This is a genomic window from Variovorax sp. GW821-FHT09A10, from assembly GCF_059418385.1.
On record NZ_JBWKPT010000007.1, the window covers coordinates 193,572 to 209,626 of the forward strand.

At 69.2% G+C, this 16,055-nt stretch carries 16 protein-coding genes and 1 pseudogene; 2 read left to right on the plus strand and 15 right to left on the minus strand.

Going from position 1 to position 16,055, the window contains the following annotated elements:
* Positions 1 to 14 precede the first annotated feature (14 nt).
* Positions 15 to 1,676 (plus strand): energy-dependent translational throttle protein EttA, encoded by a 1,662-nt coding sequence (gene ettA, locus AC07Q9_RS24145; protein ID WP_062475998.1) that lies wholly within the window; start codon positions 15 to 17, stop codon positions 1,674 to 1,676.
* A gap of 67 nt (positions 1,677 to 1,743) precedes the next feature.
* On the opposite strand, the pseudogene pabB reads toward ettA, so the two are convergent.
* From pabB to AC07Q9_RS24220, 15 genes and pseudogenes are all read right to left on the minus strand, one after another.
* Positions 1,744 to 3,500 (minus strand): annotated as a pseudogene (gene pabB, locus AC07Q9_RS24150) (aminodeoxychorismate synthase component I).
* A 22-nt stretch (positions 3,501 to 3,522) separates the two neighbouring features.
* A complete protein-coding gene (locus tag AC07Q9_RS24155) occupies positions 3,523 to 4,905 on the minus strand; it encodes a TAXI family TRAP transporter solute-binding subunit (RefSeq protein WP_495312038.1) in 1,383 nt (460 codons plus the stop codon).
* 27 nt (positions 4,906 to 4,932) lie between these two features.
* On the minus strand, positions 4,933 to 5,961 hold the full coding sequence (locus AC07Q9_RS24160; protein WP_095746246.1) for a P1 family peptidase: 1,029 nt from the start codon (positions 5,959 to 5,961) through the stop codon (positions 4,933 to 4,935).
* 97 nt (positions 5,962 to 6,058) lie between these two features.
* Positions 6,059 to 7,042 (minus strand): acetyl-CoA carboxylase carboxyltransferase subunit alpha, encoded by a 984-nt coding sequence (locus tag AC07Q9_RS24165; protein ID WP_489058212.1) that lies wholly within the window; start codon positions 7,040 to 7,042, stop codon positions 6,059 to 6,061.
* Between the two features lie 70 nt (positions 7,043 to 7,112).
* Positions 7,113 to 7,403 (minus strand): copper-binding protein, encoded by a 291-nt coding sequence (locus AC07Q9_RS24170; RefSeq protein ID WP_495312039.1) that lies wholly within the window; start codon positions 7,401 to 7,403, stop codon positions 7,113 to 7,115.
* 38 nt (positions 7,404 to 7,441) lie between these two features.
* Positions 7,442 to 7,891, minus strand: coding sequence for a DUF411 domain-containing protein (locus tag AC07Q9_RS24175; RefSeq protein WP_495312040.1), 450 nt, complete (start codon positions 7,889 to 7,891; stop codon positions 7,442 to 7,444).
* Between the two features lie 27 nt (positions 7,892 to 7,918).
* Positions 7,919 to 8,437, minus strand: a complete 519-nt coding sequence (locus AC07Q9_RS24180; protein WP_495312041.1) for a cupredoxin domain-containing protein — start codon at positions 8,435 to 8,437, stop codon at positions 7,919 to 7,921.
* Positions 8,438 to 8,469: 32 nt separating this feature from the next.
* Positions 8,470 to 9,858: a multicopper oxidase family protein gene (locus AC07Q9_RS24185; protein ID WP_495312042.1), complete on the minus strand. Its 1,389-nt coding sequence runs from the start codon at positions 9,856 to 9,858 to the stop codon at positions 8,470 to 8,472.
* A 1-nt stretch (position 9,859) separates the two neighbouring features.
* Complete coding sequence (locus tag AC07Q9_RS24190; protein WP_495312127.1) at positions 9,860 to 11,236, minus strand: TolC family protein; 1,377 nt, start codon at positions 11,234 to 11,236, stop codon at positions 9,860 to 9,862.
* A gap of 200 nt (positions 11,237 to 11,436) precedes the next feature.
* Entirely contained in the window at positions 11,437 to 11,847 is a 411-nt protein-coding gene (locus tag AC07Q9_RS24195; RefSeq protein ID WP_495312043.1) for a hypothetical protein, read from the minus strand.
* Between the two features lie 40 nt (positions 11,848 to 11,887).
* Positions 11,888 to 12,163 (minus strand): hypothetical protein, encoded by a 276-nt coding sequence (locus tag AC07Q9_RS24200; RefSeq protein ID WP_495312044.1) that lies wholly within the window; start codon positions 12,161 to 12,163, stop codon positions 11,888 to 11,890.
* Positions 12,160 to 13,164 (minus strand): glycerophosphodiester phosphodiesterase, encoded by a 1,005-nt coding sequence (locus tag AC07Q9_RS24205; RefSeq protein WP_495312045.1) that lies wholly within the window; start codon positions 13,162 to 13,164, stop codon positions 12,160 to 12,162. Before AC07Q9_RS24205 ends, AC07Q9_RS24200 begins: the two co-directional genes overlap by 4 nt.
* Positions 13,161 to 13,742: a YceB family lipoprotein gene (locus AC07Q9_RS24210; RefSeq protein ID WP_495312046.1), complete on the minus strand. Its 582-nt coding sequence runs from the start codon at positions 13,740 to 13,742 to the stop codon at positions 13,161 to 13,163. The genes AC07Q9_RS24205 and AC07Q9_RS24210 overlap by 4 nt, the downstream gene beginning before the upstream one ends.
* Before the next feature lie 72 nt (positions 13,743 to 13,814).
* Positions 13,815 to 14,303, minus strand: a complete 489-nt coding sequence (locus AC07Q9_RS24215) for a GNAT family N-acetyltransferase (protein ID WP_495312047.1) — start codon at positions 14,301 to 14,303, stop codon at positions 13,815 to 13,817.
* Positions 14,304 to 14,323: 20 nt separating this feature from the next.
* Entirely contained in the window at positions 14,324 to 14,821 is a 498-nt protein-coding gene (locus AC07Q9_RS24220) for a P-loop nucleotide/nucleoside kinase family protein (RefSeq protein ID WP_495312048.1), read from the minus strand.
* 526 nt (positions 14,822 to 15,347) lie between these two features.
* Between AC07Q9_RS24220 and idi the strand changes: the two genes are divergently transcribed.
* Positions 15,348 to 15,893, plus strand: coding sequence for an isopentenyl-diphosphate Delta-isomerase (gene idi, locus AC07Q9_RS24225; RefSeq protein ID WP_489058224.1), 546 nt, complete (start codon positions 15,348 to 15,350; stop codon positions 15,891 to 15,893).
* Positions 15,894 to 16,055: the final 162 nt, after the last annotated feature.

Sequence of the window (16,055 nt, forward strand, 5' to 3'; positions counted from 1 at the left end):
GTAACCATTCACAGATGGCTCAATACGTCTATTCGATGAACCGCGTCAGCAAGACCGTGCCGCCCAAGCGGCAGCTCTTGAAGGACATTTCGCTTTCTTTCTTCCCCGGCGCCAAGATTGGTGTGCTCGGCCTGAACGGCTCGGGCAAGTCCACGCTGCTCAAGATCATGGCGGGTGTGGACAAGGAATTCGAGGGCGAGGCTCTGCCCATGCCGGGGATGACGATCGGCTACCTGGAGCAGGAACCCAAGCTCAACGCCGAGCACACGGTGCGCGAGTCGGTCGAGGAGTCCATGGGCGCGGTGTTCGCGGCCAAGGCGCGCCTGGAAGAGGTGTACATCGCCTACGGTGCCGAAGACGCCGACTTCGACGCGCTGGCGGCCGAGCAGGCCCAGCTCGAAGCCATCATCGCCACCGCCGGCACCGATTCCGAGCACCAGCTGGAAATCGCCGCCGACGCGCTGCGCCTGCCGCCGTGGGACGCCAAGATCGGCCTGCTGTCGGGCGGTGAAAAGCGCCGCGTGGCGCTGTGCCGCCTGCTGCTGTCCAAGCCCGACATGCTGCTGCTCGACGAACCGACCAACCACCTGGACGCCGAATCGGTCGAGTGGCTCGAAGTGTTCCTGCAGCGCTTCACGGGCACCGTGGTGGCCATCACCCACGATCGCTACTTCCTGGACAACGCCGCCGAGTGGATCCTGGAAATGGACCGCGGCCGCGGCATTCCCTGGAAGGGCAACTACAGCACCTGGCTCGAGCAGAAGGGCGAACGCCTGGCGCAGGAGCAAAAGAGCGAAGAAGCCCACGCCAAGGCCCTGAAGAAGGAACTCGAGTGGTCGCGCCAGAACCCGAAGGCACGCCAGGCCAAGAGCAAGTCGCGCCTGGCCCGCTTCGAAGAGCTGAGCGACATGGAATACCAGAAGCGCAACGAAACGCAGGAAATCTTCATTCCTGTGGCGGAGCGACTGGGCCAGCAGGTGTTCGAGTTCCACGGCGTCAGCAAGTCCTTCGGCGACCGCATGCTGATCGACAACCTGAGCTTCACCGTGCCGCCGGGCGCGATCGTCGGCATCATCGGCCCGAACGGCGCCGGCAAGTCGACGCTGTTCAAGCTGCTCGCGGGCAAGGAAAAGCCGGACACGGGCGAGGTCGTCATCGGCCAGACCGTGAAGATGGCTTTCGTCGACCAGCACCGCGACGAACTGGCGTCCGACAAGACCGTGTGGGAAGACATCTCCAACGGCCTGGACATCATCAACGTCGGCAAGTTCCAGATGGCCAGCCGCGCGTACGCGGGCCGCTTCAACTTCAACGGCGCCGACCAGCAGAAGAAGGTCGGCACGCTGTCGGGCGGTGAACGCGGCCGTCTGCACCTGGCCAAGACGCTGATCGCGGGCGGCAACGTGCTGCTGCTGGACGAACCGTCGAACGACCTGGACGTGGAAACCCTGCGCGCCCTGGAAGACGCGCTGCTTGAGTTCGCCGGCACCGTGATGGTCATCAGCCACGACCGCTGGTTCCTCGACCGCATCGCCACGCACATCCTGGCCGCCGAAGGCGACAGCCAGTGGACCTTCTTCGACGGCAACTACCAGGAGTACGAAGCCGACAAGAAGAAGCGCCTGGGCGAAGAAGGCGCCAAGCCCAAGCGCATGCGCTACAAGGCCCTCAAGTAAGACGCAGGCAGCTTCGGCTGCTTCGACCAGAGCGCGCGGTTCCGCAAGGGGCCGCGCGCTTTGTCGTTCAGGGGGCGTCGTGGTCGACGAGGTCGGCGTCGAGCCAGCCGCGCAGGCTGTTGACGAAGGCGAGGGCTTCGACGCGCGGCAGGTCGTCCACGCGCACGACCGCCTCGGTCAGTTGCCCGTCGCGCAGTCGGCGCGCGCGGCCGATGCCGTCGAGCAGGCCGCAGTGCAGCGGCGGCGTGACCCAGCGGCCGTCGAGCCGCAGCGCGATGTTGCCGCGCGTGCATTCGGTGATCTCGCCCTCGCGGTTCCACAGCAGCGTGTCGAACACGCCCGGCGCGGTCGGTGCGAAGGCCTCGTAGTGCGCGCGGCGCGTGGTCTTGAAGCGCGAGAACTCGCTGTCGGCCTCGTTGAAGGCGCGCGCGGCCAGCTGCAGGCGCACGCGAGGCGGCGCAGCGTCCATGGCGAAGGCTTCGGCGCGCGGTTGCCCTTGCGCATCGAGCAGCAGGCGCACGCGCCATGTGCCCGTCGCACGGGCCGTGCTCAGCTGCGCCAGGCAGGCCGCTACTTGTGCTTCGTGCCATGGATAGCCGAAGTGCGCAGCCGCACGATGCATGCGCGCCAGGTGCGCGGGCGCATCACGCAGCGCACCATCGGCCAGTGCCAGGGTTTCGAGCAGCTCGAAGGAGGTCATGGTGGCGAAGATACCGCCGCGCCGAGAAAGGCGCGCTTGTGCCGCCACTCGTCCCACTCCGCATCCGCCTGCGCATCGGCCGTGATGCCGCTGCCGATGCCGCAGCGCGCCGCGTTGCCGCGCAGCGTGACGGTGCGGATCGGCACGTTGAAGGTCGCGTGCCCGCCGGGCCGCACCACGCCCACGGCGCCGCAGTACACGCCGCGCGCGTCGGGCTCCAGCGCGCGGATCATGCGCATGGCGCTCACCTTCGGCGCGCCGGTGATGGAGCCGCAGGGGAACAGCGCCGCGAACAGGTCGGCCAGCGTCGTGCCCTCGCGCAGCCGGGCTTCCACGTCGGAGGTCATCTGCCACACGGTGGGCAGCGCCTCGGTGTGGAAGAGGCGCGGCACGCGCACCGAGAAGGGCTGGGCCACGCGCGAGAGGTCGTTGCGGATCAGGTCCACGATCATCACGTTCTCGGCGCGCTCCTTGGGCACGGTGCGCAGCCGCAGCGCGTGGGCCGCGTCCTCGGCGGGCGTGGCGCCGCGCGGGGCGGTGCCCTTCATGGGGCGCACGAGGATGCGGTCGCCGTCGCGGTCGAAGAACAGCTCGGGCGACACCGACAGCACCTGCTCGTCGCCGGTGTCGATGAAGGCGCCGTAGCCGTTGGGCTGCGCCCGCCGCAATGCGTGGAACCAGGCCTGCGCGTCGCCGTCGAAAGTGGCGTGCAGCGGCGCCGTGTAGTTGAGCTGGTACAGCACGCCGTCGGCGATGGCGCGGTGGATCGCTCCCATGTGGCGGTCGAAGGCCTCGCGCGACAGGTCGGCCGTCCACGCGACGGGAGCGACAGCGGGCACCGGCGCGTCCGGCCACGGCAGCACTTCGTCATGCACGCCGAACCAGGCCAGCGGCCCATCGGGCGCGTGCACCTCGAATGCCGCATCGAACGCCGCGGCGGCCTCGTAGCGCAGGTGGCCGACGCACCAGCGGCCTTCGCGGGCCAGCGCCTCGACGGCGTCCAGCACGGGGCGCACCTCGTGCGGCGCATGGGCGACCAGCACGCGCACGGGCGCGCCGAAGGCGGCGCGCAGCCGGGTCGCCCCGTCGGTGCGCGGGTCGGCGAAATCGATCAGCGTGGACAGCAAGCGCGCGCCCGGTCCCTGGTCAGGTGGCCGCGCGGACCGGCGCGGCGGCGGCTGCTGCGCCCGCCGAGCCCGCGAGCGCCCGCTTGCGCACCGCGTAGATGTTGTTGCGCAGCGCATAGAGCTCGTCGGCATACGACAGCGGCACGGCCACCTTGTTGACCACGCGGTCGAGCGCGTCGAGTTCTTCCAGCAGCTTGTCGCGCTCGGCCTGGCTCTGGCGCCCGTCCACCTTGGCCTCGATGTCGCGCAGCCGTGCGTACCAGCGGAACACGCGGCGGCGCACGCGGAACTGGTACAGCGGCGGGATCACGCGGCTCAGCGGCAGCATCAGCACCAGCATGCCGCCCAGCACCAGCCACATGCGCTCGACCAGGTTGCTGGCCCAGAACGGCAGGTAGCGCTGCCAGAAGGGCGGTGTGCCGTTGATGGCGCGGTCGCCCTCGGGGCTCACGGGCAGTTCGCTGGTGCGGGTGTTGGGGAAGTCGCGCGCGCGGTTGAACCAGCCGGCGTCGCTGTGCACGGTCTGCGCGGCCTGCGCGAACAGCTGGCGCAGGGCCGGGTGGGTTTCGTCGCGCGACAGCAGCGAGGTGGTGGCGGCGAGCAGCGACACGTCGTGCAGCGGCAGGTCTTTCGACAGATCGACCACGCCGCGCGGCAGCGTCACGGCCGAGAGGAACGGAAAGCGCCGCGTGTAGGCCTCGGCCTGGCCGAAGTCCATGAGCTGGATGTCGCCGGCGCGCAGCAGCCGCTGCACCTGCGGCGACTGCGGCGCCGAGAACAGCACGATGGCGTCGAGCAGCCCAGCCTGCAGCGCCTCGGCCGCGGCGGCCTGCTCGAGGTTCGACAGCAGCAGGTCGTCGGGCCCGAGCCGGTTGGCCTTGAGCAGGCGCTCCATGATCTCGGGCAGCCCGCTGCCGGGCAGGTCGACGTTCACGCGCAGGCCGCGCAGCTGCGTGAGCGAGGTCAGCGTGCTGGTCTTGCGGTCGATCTTCTGGGCGCTGTCGGTGCGGTAGAAGAGCCAGATCGGCTCGAAGAACAGCGCGCCCAGCGAGCGCAGGCCGGCCTCTTCGTCGGCCACCGGGTCGGCGCTGCCGCCGCGCACGAAGGCCACGTCGGCGTCGCCGCTGCGCAGCAGCTGCAGGTTCTCGGTCGAGCCCGAGGTGGCCTTGAGCTCGACGGTGATGCCGCTGTGCTTCAGGGCCTCGGCGTAGCGCTTGCCGAACTGCGCATAGGCGCTGCCCGTGGGGCCGGTGGCCAGCGTCACGTGCTTGGGCGGCTGCGGCTGCAGCCACCAGTAGGCGGCCACCAGCAGGCCGATGACGATGAACACGATCGGGCCGGCCGAGGCGATCAGGTCGCGGATCGACAGCAGGATCAGCTTCAGGGTGCGGGGAAACGCCATGGGGTGCCTCGTCGTGCGGTGCGCGCGTCAGCCGCGCGGTGCGGCCAGGTCGGCGGCGCAGGGAATGTGCAGCTCGCCCACGGTCATCGCGCGCGCGGCGCGCACCGCGCGCACGGTGGCGATGGCGGTGGCCTCGGCGGCCATGGTGCTCAGCACGGTCATGCCGGGCGCATCGCCTTCGAGCGGCACGCGGCCGGTGGCCAGCGCGAACAGCGTGTCGCCGTCGCTCATGGTGTGCACCGGGTTGATGGCGCGCGCCAGGCCGTCGTGCGCCACCATGGCGAGCCGGTTGGCCTGCACCTTGGTCAGCACCGCGTCGGTGGCGATCACGCCGATGGTGGTGTTGGTGCCCGCCAGCAGCGGCTTGGGCAGGTCGCCGCGCAGCAGCGCGCGGCGCGTGTCGAGCAGGGCGGCGCCGTCCTCCGTGCGTGCGCCGGCCACGGGCAGGGCGGTGTCGGGGTCGATCACGTCGCCCAGCGAATTGACTGCGATGAGTGCGCCCACGGTCACGCCGCCCACGGTGACCGAGGCGGTGCCGATGCCGCCCTTCATCGCGCGGTGCACGCCAAAGAGCTTGCCCACCAGCGCGCCGGTGCCCGCGCCCACGTTGCCTTCGGCGGGCGCGTCGGTCGAGGCGGCTTCGCAGGCGGCGTAGCCCGCGGCTGCGTCGGGGCGGATGCGCGCGTCGCCCATCGGCAGGTCGAACAGCACGGCGGCCGGCACGATGGGCAGGGTGCCGAAGCGCACGTCCATGCCGACGCCGCGCTCTTCGAGCCAGCGCATCGCGCCCTCGGCGGCGGCCAGGCCCCAGGCGCTGCCGCCCGCGAGCATGACGGCATGCACTTCCTGCACGAGGTTGCCGGGCGAGAGCAGGTCGGTCTCGCGCGTGCCGGGCGCGGCGCCGCGCACATCGACACCGGCCACGGCGCCGTCGCGCGCAATGATCACGGTGCAGCCGGTGGGGCGGCGGGTGTCGGAGAAATGGCCGACTTCGATGCCGGCGACGTCGGTGATGGCACCGGCGCGAGAAGAGGGGGAGGAAGACGCAGCGGACATGGCGGCCGATTATGGGACCGCGCCTTCGTCACCGTCGCCCCGGCAGTTGCAAGAAGTAGTTTCTTCTGTCGTCGGCGCCAGTGCTCGCCAGTGCCCGTCAGCGACCGCTTGCGCTGGCCTTGACGTCCATGAAGCGCCCGTAGCTCTGCAGTTTTTCGTAGCGCTGGTCGAGCAGCGCCTGGGGCTTCAGGTCGGACAGCTGCCGCAGCGCGTCGCCCAGGGCGCGCTTGAGCGAGGCCGCGGCCTGCTTCGGGTCGCGGTGGGCACCGCCGACCGGTTCGTTCACGATCTTGTCGATCAAGCCCAGCGCCTTCAGCCGCGGGGCGGTGATGCCCAGTGCCTCGGCGGCGTCTTGCGCCCGTTCGCTGGTCTTCCAGAGAATCGACGCGCAGCCTTCGGGACTGATCACCGAATACACGGCGTACTGCAGCATCAGCATCTGGTCTGCGACGGCAATGCCGAGCGCGCCGCCGGAGCCGCCTTCGCCGATCACCGTGGTGATGATCGGCACTTCGAGCTGCGCCATTTCCAGGATGTTGCGGCCGATGGCTTCGGACTGCCCGCGCTCCTCGGCGTCGATGCCGGGGTAGGCGCCCATGGTGTCCACGAAGGTGAACACAGGCAGGCCGAATTTTTCGGCCGTCTTCATCAGGCGCAATGCCTTGCGATACCCCTCGGGCTTGCACATGCCGTAGTTGCGCAGCACGCGCTCGCGGGTGTCGGCGCCGCGCTGGTGGCCCAGCACCATGCAGGGCGTGCCATTGAGGCGGGCCAACCCGCCCACCAGCGCCATGTCGTCGGCGTAGTGGCGGTCGCCGTGCATCTCCACGAAGTCGGTGAAGATGGCCTGGATGTAGTCGAGCGTGAGTGGGCGTTCGGGGTGCCGCGCGATCTTGAAGACCTGCCAGGGCGTGAGCTCGCCGTAGATGTCCTGGGTGAGCTGTCGGCCCTTCTTGTCGAGCTGGTCGATTTCCTGGGAGATGTCGACCGCGGAGCCTTCCTGCATCGATCGCAATGCCTCGATTCTTGATTCGAGTTCCGCGATGGGTTGTTCGAAGTCGAGATAGCTGCGTTTGGGCAAGTTCTGTTCCTGTGTCCGGCGTTTTCGTCGCCGCATTCTAGGGATGCGGCGACGGGCTCCCCGGCCGGACTCAGTTCGCCGGGTCGATCGACAGCACGGTCAGCGCGCCATCGACCTTGTCGACCGTGAAGCGCACCTTGTCGCCGGCCTTCACCTTGGTCAGCAAGGCCGGGTCTTTCACGCGGAAGACCATCGTCATGCCGGTCATGTCGAGGTTCGGGATGTCGCCGTGCTTCAGCGTGATCTTGTTCGCTTCGGTATCGATCTTGCGCACTTCGCCGTCGACGGACGGCAGCGCGGCCTGGGCAAAAGCGGTGGCGGCGAGCAGGGCGGCCGACAAGGCAGTGAGAAGTTTTTTCATGGGAAATGTCCTTGCGATGGGTGTTCGGGGAGGGGGCTTCAGCGGTAGCTCTGGAAGACGCGCGTGCTGCCGTCGGCCAGCACCAGCAGCACGTCGTAGGCGTCGCGCTGGTTGCCGTAGGCCGGGCCGTCCATGCCGGGCGAGCCGATGGGCATGCCCGGCACGGCCAGGCCGATGGCCTTGGGCTTTTCCTTCAGCAGGCGCTGCATCTCGCGCGCCGGCACGTGGCCTTCGATGGCGTAGCCGCCGACGCGGCCGGTGTGGCACGAACCCAGCTTCGTCGGAATGCCGAGCCGCTCGCGCGCCGGGCCGTTGCCCTCGTCGTGCACGCGCGTGGCAAAGCCGTTCTTGTTGAGGTGCTTGACCCAGTCCTGGCAGCAGCCGCAGTTCGGGTCTTTCCAGATCTCGACCATCGGTGCGGCGGCCTGCGCGGCGAGCGGCAGGGACGCGGTGGCGGCGGCGAGTTTCAGGAGGGTTCGTCGTTGCATGGTGGGGTTCCTTTCAGTGGGTCATCGTCATCGTGCGGGGGCGGCCGCGGCGAGCACGCGCACGCGGCCGGCCATGCCGAGTTCGTAGTGGTCCTTCACGAGGCAGGCGAAGTCGAAGTCGCCGGCGCGGTTGAAGGTCCAGATCAGTTCGCCGGTCTTGCCCGGCTGCACATGCGCCATCCAGGGCTCGTCGTGCTCCATGCCGGGGTGCTTCTTCATCATGGCGGCGTGGTCCTCGATGACGGCGGCGGTGCCCAGCACCAGCTCGTGCAGGTCCTTGCCGCGGTTCTTCAGCCGCAGGCGGATGGTGTCGCCTTCGCGCACTTCGAGGACCGAGGGCGTGAAGGTCATGTCGTCCGCCATCGCGATGTCGATGGTGCGCTTCACGGCGCTGGCCTTGCCGGCGATGCCCCAGGCTTTCTGCTCGGGCGCGAGCGATGCTGCGGCGGTGCCGGCCTTGGGTGCGTGGCTTTCGTGGGCTGTGGCGAAGGAGGTGAGGGCAGCCAGTGCGATGCCGGCGACGAGGGGTGAGAAACGGGTGTTCATGAATGGAATTTCAAAAAGTTGGATCGATGCGATCAATGGTTGTGGGCCCCATGGCCCGAGGGCTTGCGCACGGTGGCGCTGCCGCTGTCGGGGCTCGCGGGCGCGGTGCCCGTCTTGCGCGGCGCCACCGGCGCACCGCTGGCCGACACCTCGCGCGCGACCGTGCCGGCCGGGTGCTTGAACCAGCCCGGGTCGCGGTAGTCGCCCGGCTTCTGGTCGCGCCGCACCTTCAGCAGCGTGAACATGCCGCCCATCTCGGCCGAGCCGAAGGGGCCGGTGCCGGTCATCATGGGCACGGTGTTGTCGGGGATGGGCATTTCCATCTCGCCCATGTCGGCCATGCCCTTGTCGCCCATCACCATGTAGTCGGGCACGAGCTTCTTGATCTTCTCGGCCACGCCCTTGTGGTCCACGCCGATCATGGTCGGCACGTCGTGCCCCATCGGGCCCATGGTGTGGTGCGCCTTGTGGCAGTGCAGCGCCCAGTCGCCTTCCTCGTCGGCAATGAACTCCATCTGCCGCATCTGGCCCACCGCCACGTCGACCGACACCTCGGGCCAGCGCGCGGTGCGCGGCACGGGACCGCCGTCGGTGCCCGTGACCTCGAACTCGTGGCCGTGGATGTGGATCGGGTGGTTGGTCATCGTGAGGTTGCCCGCGCGGATGCGCACGCGGTCGCCTTTGCGCACGTTGAGCGTGTCGATGGCCGGGAACACGCGGCTGTTGAAGCTCCAGATGTTGAAGTCGGTCATGGTGTTGACCTTGGGCGTGGCGCTGCCGGGTTCCACGTCGAAGCTGCCGAGCAGGAAGCAGAAGTCGCGATCGACCTTCTCGATCAGCGGATGCTCCGCCTTCGGGTGCGTGACCCAGAAGCCCATCATCCCCATCGCCATCTGCACCATCTCGTCGGCGTGCGGGTGGTACATGAAGGTGCCGGGGCGGCGCGCCGTGAACTCGTAGACGAAGGTCTTGCCCGGCGGAATGTGCGGCTGCGTGATGCCGCCCACGCCGTCCATGCCGTTGGGCAGGCGCTGGCCGTGCCAGTGCACGGTCGTGTGCTCGGGCAGCTTGTTGGTCACGAAGATGCGCACGCGGTCGCCCTCGACCACCTCGATGGTCGGGCCGGGCGACTGGCCGTTGTAGCCCCACATGTTGACCTTGAAGCCGGGCGCCATCTCGCGCACGACGGGTTCGGCGACGAGGTGGAATTCCTTGACGCCGGCGTTCATGCGCCAGGGCAGCGTCCAGCCGTTGAGCGTGACGACGGGGTTGTAGGGCCGGCCGTTGGGCGGCACGAGCGGCGGCGCGGTGGCGGTCGATGCCTGCGTCACCGGCTCGGGCAGCGCGGCCATGCTCACGCGGCTCACGGTGGTGGCGGCCACGGCCGTGGCGGCGCCCGCAAAGAAGTTGCGACGGTTCATGTCAGTGGCCTCCCGCCGCTGGTTCGTTGGTGGCCGCGGTCTGCAGGGCCGTCATGCCGCCGGGCGAACTGCCCGTGAGCACCAGTTGAAGATCGGTGTCGGCCAGCCAGAAGTCGCGCTGGGCCTCCATGCCGGCGTTCACGGCGAGCATGCTCGCGCGCGTTTCGCCGAGCAGCTCCCACACGCTGGCGAGCATGCCGTTGTAGCGCAGCACCATCTCTTCGTTCACCTGCTTGCGCAGCGGCAGCACCTCGTCGCGGTAGCGGCGCGCCAGGGCGTAGGCGGTGTTCCAGCCCTGCCAGGCTTCGCGCGCCTCGCTGGCCGCGAGCACGCCCACGTCGCGCACACGTGCCGCCGACTGCAGGTACTGCGCCTCGGCGCGGCCGTTGCGGGCCTGGCCCCAATCGAAGATCGGAATCGGCAGCTCGAGCTCGAAGCCGCGCGTGGTCGATTTCGAGCGATCGGCATCGTTCTCGAAGGTGGTGTTGCGCACCACGCCCAGCTCCATGGCATTGATCACGCTCGTGGCGTGCGTCAGGCCGAGCGAGCCGGCCACGGCCGTGTTCTGTGCCTGCGCCGAGCGCACGTCGAGCCGGTCGCGCAGCGCCAGCGCCTGCACGTCGCCGAGTTCGGGCGCGGCCTTCGGCAGCGGCGGCAGGCGGTCGGGCAGGGTGTAGGCGGTGCGCGTGCCGCTCAGGCCCAGCAGGCGCGTGAGCTGTTCGCGGCTGGCGACGGCCGCCTGTTCGGCGCGTGCGAGCTGCGCGGACGCGTCGGCCAGCAACAGCTGTTCGCGTGTGCGCTGCAGCGCGCTCCAGTTGCCGACCTGGGCCATGCGGTGCGCCAGTTCGGCGCCGGCCTCGGTGGCGTCCTTTGCATCGCGCAGGTAGCTCACGCTCTGCTGCGCGGCCACCGCGCGCACCCAGGCGCGGCGGGTGTCGGCGGCCAGCAGCAGCACGCTTTGCGCGGCCTGCAGCTTGGCGGCCTCGTGCCGCTGGCCGGCCCAGCGCGCCTGCCACGGCAGCGTGAGCAGGCCCACCACGTTGAAGCTCAGCATGCGCTCGAACTCGCGCTCGCTGCCCTGCGCCAGGCGGCTGAAAGACAGCACCGGGTTCGGCAGGCTCGCGGCCTGCACGCGGTCGGCGTCGCTCAGTTGCAGCGTGGCAAAGGCGTCCTGCACGCGCGGGCTGTTGACGAGCGCGATGCGCACGGCGGCTTCGGCGTCCAGCGGCTTGGCCAGCAGCGCGTCGACGCTTTGCTGCGAGGCGTCGTCCGGCTTGCGCTGGGCCGCGGCGCCCGCCATGAGCGGGTTGCCGTCGACCAGCGCTTGCACGTCGCCGGCGCCGCCGTCGGGCGACAGGCTGGCGCAGCCGGCGAGCACCAACGCAGCGGTCAGCGCGGTGGCGGTTCGGAGGAATGAAAAGTGACTTTTTCGCCCGGGGGGCGGGCTATCTGTTCGATAGCGGGGGATGCCTGCATACGGCCGGCGAGCAAGGGAATTCACGAGCGATCTCCATGGGCAATACGGCGAACGCGGCGAGCCGGCAAAGGCTCACTGCGGACGGACTACGGGCAGGAAGATCAGGAAATGGGCGGCTTGAAGCCCAGGACGGGCTCGGCGCTGGCAAAGCGGGCCGCGTGCGCGGCCGGCGGCGCCTGGGGCGCCGCGTGCGGGGTGTCGACCAGCGGCATGCCGCCGAGCGCCACCGTGTGGCAGACCTGGCAGGCGACACAGGTGCCGCAGTTCGCGTGGTCGGTGCCGTGGGACTGTTGCGCGTCGCCGCTGCTGTCGTGCATGGCCGCCATGTCGTGGCCGGTGTCGGCCTCCATCGTGGCTTCATGGCAGTGCGATTCGGCGATGCCGTTTGCTGCGGCCACCACCGCCTCGGCGGCGGGCAGCGAATGCCGCACCATCTCGAGCGCCATGGCGTCGCCGAGCCAGCCGCGGATGGGCAGCAGGGCGATCATGAGGGCGAGCAGCAGGGTGCGCATGGTTGGGCGCGATGATAAACCGGGGCGGGGCGCCGGCGCCTCAAGACACCAGCTGGCCGCGGGCCTTGTCGACCCACACCTGCAGGTTGTCGAGCAGGTCTTTCTGGCTGAACGAGCAGCTTTCCTCGCTGAAGAGCGCGCTCGATTCGAGGCGGTCCAGCAGGTTCAGCAGCACCTCGCCGTAGCGCGGCGGCAGGGCGCCGAGCAGCTCGGTGCTGGCGCGCGCGGCCGTGGAGAGCGTGGCGACGGAGCCGCTGCCGCCTTGCAGCGCGGCGATGCCCGAGGCGATGGTGTCGAGTTGCGTCACGGTGCTCATGAGGTGGCCTTCGCTGGTGGTGGCAGTGCCAGCCCGCGTTCGCGCATGAGGTCGCGCAGCACGTCGGGGTAGTCGGTGATCAGGCCATCGGCGCCCGCGTCCATGAGCCGCACCATGTCGGCGCGCTGGTTCACGGTCCAAGGCACGACCTTCATGCCGAGCTTCTGCGCTTCGCGGATCGCGGGGGCGCCCAGGTCGGCATGCGCCGGCGACCAGATCACCGGCCCGGTCGATGCACCGGCCGCAGCCTTCACCAGTTGCGGCACCGAGGCGAAGTTCGCGGAGGCCAGGCCGGCGGTCCAGCGGCTGTCCTTCAGCGTGCGGGGCGTGGTGAGGTAGGCGCGCGACAGCTGCGGCGCGAGCTGGCCGACCAGCGCGAGCGTGCGCCAGTCGAAGCTCTGGATGGTCACGCGCTCGCCCACCTTCGCCTTGTCGATCTCGGCCAGCAGCGCGCGCACCATGGGTTCGGGTGCGGCCGTCTCGTCGGGCTTGGTCGGGTCGATCTTGGTCTCGATGTTGAAGTGCACCCGTGCGGCATCGGCGCCGCGCGACTGCACCTGCGCGAACAGCGCGGCCAGCGTGGGAATGCGCTCGCCGTCGCGCGGCTGCTGCAGCGCGAACTGCTTGCCGTAGTTGCTCTCGGGGTTGAGGCGGCCCACGTCGTAGGTCTGCAGCTGCGCCAGCGTGAGTGAGCGCACGGACGGGGCGGGTTGGGCCGTGAGCCAGGCACCGCGCGCGTCGCGCGTGTGGTCGGCGTTGAGCGCCGTGTCGTGCGAGACCACCACCACGCCGTCGGCTGTGAGCCCGATGTCGAGTTCGAGCGTGGTCACGCCCAGGGCCATCGCGTTGGAGAACGCGGCCAGCGTGTTCTCGGGCGCCAGTCCGCGTCCGCCGCGGTGGGCCTGCAGGTCGAAGTGCTGTTTCACCTTGGGGGCGACAGCGGCACAGCCGGCGCCGACGAGCGCAGCGGCGATCAGGAGAAGGACGGCGCGATGTTTCATTTGAGTTGCACCTTGATGCCGTTGTCTTGCACCGTGATGTCGCCCACCTCGTAGGTCTTGCGCCCGACCGTGAGCTCGTCGGCTGTGAAGCTGCGCAGGATCTGACCCTGCAGCAACTCTTGCGCGACCACCGCGCCGACCTTCTGCAGGCGCTCGGCGTCGCGGCCTTCCACGCCCTGCAGCTCGAGCCGCTCGGCCTTCGGCTGGTCCAGCCGCAGCGCGCGTGCCGCCGCGTCGTAGCGCAGCGCGCTGCTCACCGACACCACGCCCTGCACCGGCGAGGCCGCCAACAGCGGGCTGGCGATGGTCAGCGTGGCCGTGATGGCCGCGCGGTTGGTGCGTCCGTCCAGGCCCAGTTGCGGGTCGCGCAGCCCGACCATGAAGATCTCGGCATAGCGCTCGGCCACCGGAAAGCGCTTGGCGATCTGCGACTGCAGCTCTTCGCGCGTGGCGGTGTATTCGTTGGTGAAGAAATTGAAGCCGGCCAGCGCCGCGAACGGCGCAGGCAGGGCGGCGGCGCCCAGCAGCGCGCGCAGCACCCGACGGCGGAAATGAGAGGGCGGGATTCGGTCGGTCATGAAGCGTGCGAGCTTGCCACAGGCGATGAGGTTCCCGCCAGCGCCGAAGGGGCGCGTCGGCGTGTCGGACGGTCAGCCGTTCACGCGCAGTTCGTAGCGCGCAAAGGTCCCGCCGCGCAGGTCGATGCAGCTGTGCAGCGCGAAGCCGAAGCCTTCGTACAGCGTGCGCAGCGCGGTGCGGTCGGCCACGCAGTCCAGCCGCAGCCAGGGGCGCCCGAGCGCGCGGGCGTGGTCGCGTGCATGGCCCAGCAGCGCGCGCGACACGCCCCGGCCGGCCCAGGCGCGGCGCACGGCCAGCTTGTGCACGAACAGCGCGTTGCCGGGCGCGATCTCGGGCCGGAACGACGGGTCTTCCAGGTCCAGGCGCATCACGCCGGCCCAGTCGCCGTTCTCCTTGGCCACCACGTAGCGGCCGGCGTCGGTGTCGCGCTGGATGCGTTCGAGGCCGGTGTCGGCGGCACTCCAGAGCGGGCGTCCGCCCTCGGCGAGCCATTGCGCGGCTTCGGTCAACACGGCCGCGACGGCGGGCGCTTCGGTGGACAGGGCGGGTTCGATGTGCATCGGCGCGCAGCTTACCGGTGTCAGGTGTGGCGGATCACGTGGAAGCCTTCCTCGGTCGTGGGCGGCACGAAGTGGCGGGTGATCAGGTCGAACTGCGCGTCGGAGGTCTCGAAGGGGTGCTCGCCCGCCGCGTTGCGCGCCCGCAGCCGCGCCTTGCAGATGTCGTCCGGCACGTCGAGAAAGTGCAGCTGGTGCGCCGCGCCGGCCTGCTCGAAGAGGCCGCGCGCCCAGGCGCGGTGGCTCACGGTGTTGGCCGGAAAGTCGAGCACCACCGACACGCCGGCGCCCAGCAGCGCGCAGACGTGCCCGCCCATCGCCTGCTTGAGCCGGCCCGCGGCCCGCACGTAGTCGGGCAGTGCGTGGATTTCGCCGGGGTAGAGCGCGGCGAGCCAGGTGTCTTCGCTGATGCACACGGTGGCGGGCGCCTGCGCCAGGCGCCGGGTCAGCGTGGACTTTCCGGCGCCGATCTTGCCGCAGACCATGTGGAGCACGGGCGGTGGGGGTGGTGTCGATGTCATTCGGTCTCCTGCGGGTGGGGGAACAAACCCCGGGAGACGGACAAGAAAAACCCGCCTCCTGGGGCGGGTTGCATGGCGTGGTTTCGAACCGTGCGCTAGCTCACCCGCTCTCGCGAGAGCGGGCGAATGATCGATGCGGTGCGAAGGCGGGCCATGGGGCTCGAGGGTAACCCGGCCCGGGGTTTGCGGGGAAGCGGCGGCGATCACGTCTTTGCCGACTGCGCGCCATTGACCGGGCAACGGCGCGAACTAGGAACCACGGTTTGAAATGCGCCGGAAATTCCTTTCGGACAGGCCGGGTGCATTTGTGAATTCAATTCGATATTTTTGTTATCTATGTAATTATTTGTGTTTATTCCATTTTATATATTCCGCATCGATGTAATTAATTAGAACTAATTTGAATTTCCTATTAAGGGGAATCAAAAAATACGTGCTAAAGAAGCGAGCCGATTTTTTCAAGGCCAACAGGCCACGGAAACCGGGGGGCCGCGAGGCTTTCCGGCCCGCACTTCGGGAGCACCTCATGGACGAATTCCTGATCGCCGTCGACGCCGAAGACCGCCCCCTGCACGCGGTCGAGAAGATGAACGCCCACCGCGAGGGCATCCTGCACCGGGCGTTCTCGATCTTCCTGTTCGACACGCAGGGCCGGGTGCTGCTGCAGCAGCGCGCACTGGGCAAGTACCACTCGCCCGGCCTGTGGAGCAACAGCTGCTGCGGGCATCCGCGCCCCGGCGAGGCAACCGGCGCAGCCGCCCTGCGGCGGCTGCACGAAGAGCTGGGCCTGCGGTGCGCGCTACAGCCGGTGACGGCCTTTCTCTACCGGGAGGCGGTGTCCGCGGAACTGGTCGAGCACGAGTACGACCACGTGTTCGTCGGCATCGCGCACGACCTGCCGCAACCCGACCCCGGCGAGGTGCGCGCGTGGCGATGGTTGGCGTTGCCCGACCTGCACCGCGAACTGGCGCGGGCCCCGGCGCACTTCACGATCTGGCTGCACCGGATCGCCGAGCGCTTCGGGCCGGAAGGCCTGGGGTCCTGGCAGGAACGCGCGTTGGCGACGGGGTGACGCGCGCTGGGCTACGGGCTCGCAAGGCCTACTGGTTTCCGTTGCTTTGCGTCCTCATTGCATGTAGCTCCAAAGTTCTATATCAGAAAATTTCTCTTTAACGAGAACATTTATTGCACTAAATTATCAATTCGCTCCCGGCGATGCCTTACAAGCTGGGAA

What these genes read in the sequence shown, in the direction of transcription:
- AC07Q9_RS24180 (WP_495312041.1), bottom strand. Translation starts at nt 8,437, where the DNA reads ATGAACACCCGTTTCTCACCCCTCGTCGCCGGCATCGCACTGGCTGCC.
- AC07Q9_RS24175 (WP_495312040.1), bottom strand. Translation starts at nt 7,891, where the DNA reads ATGCAACGACGAACCCTCCTGAAACTCGCCGCCGCCACCGCGTCCCTG.
- AC07Q9_RS24160 (WP_095746246.1), bottom strand. Translation starts at nt 5,961, where the DNA reads ATGTCCGCTGCGTCTTCCTCCCCCTCTTCTCGCGCCGGTGCCATCACC.
- AC07Q9_RS24200 (WP_495312044.1), bottom strand. Translation starts at nt 12,163, where the DNA reads ATGAGCACCGTGACGCAACTCGACACCATCGCCTCGGGCATCGCCGCG.
- AC07Q9_RS24185 (WP_495312042.1), bottom strand. Translation starts at nt 9,858, where the DNA reads ATGAACCGTCGCAACTTCTTTGCGGGCGCCGCCACGGCCGTGGCCGCC.
- AC07Q9_RS24215 (WP_495312047.1), bottom strand. Translation starts at nt 14,303, where the DNA reads ATGCACATCGAACCCGCCCTGTCCACCGAAGCGCCCGCCGTCGCGGCC.
- AC07Q9_RS24205 (WP_495312045.1), bottom strand. Translation starts at nt 13,164, where the DNA reads ATGAAACATCGCGCCGTCCTTCTCCTGATCGCCGCTGCGCTCGTCGGC.
- AC07Q9_RS24220 (WP_495312048.1), bottom strand. Translation starts at nt 14,821, where the DNA reads ATGACATCGACACCACCCCCACCGCCCGTGCTCCACATGGTCTGCGGC.
- AC07Q9_RS24195 (WP_495312043.1), bottom strand. Translation starts at nt 11,847, where the DNA reads ATGCGCACCCTGCTGCTCGCCCTCATGATCGCCCTGCTGCCCATCCGC.
- idi (WP_489058224.1), top strand. Translation starts at nt 15,348, where the DNA reads ATGGACGAATTCCTGATCGCCGTCGACGCCGAAGACCGCCCCCTGCAC.
- AC07Q9_RS24155 (WP_495312038.1), bottom strand. Translation starts at nt 4,905, where the DNA reads ATGGCGTTTCCCCGCACCCTGAAGCTGATCCTGCTGTCGATCCGCGAC.
- ettA (WP_062475998.1), top strand. Translation starts at nt 15, where the DNA reads ATGGCTCAATACGTCTATTCGATGAACCGCGTCAGCAAGACCGTGCCG.
- AC07Q9_RS24210 (WP_495312046.1), bottom strand. Translation starts at nt 13,742, where the DNA reads ATGACCGACCGAATCCCGCCCTCTCATTTCCGCCGTCGGGTGCTGCGC.
- AC07Q9_RS24170 (WP_495312039.1), bottom strand. Translation starts at nt 7,403, where the DNA reads ATGAAAAAACTTCTCACTGCCTTGTCGGCCGCCCTGCTCGCCGCCACC.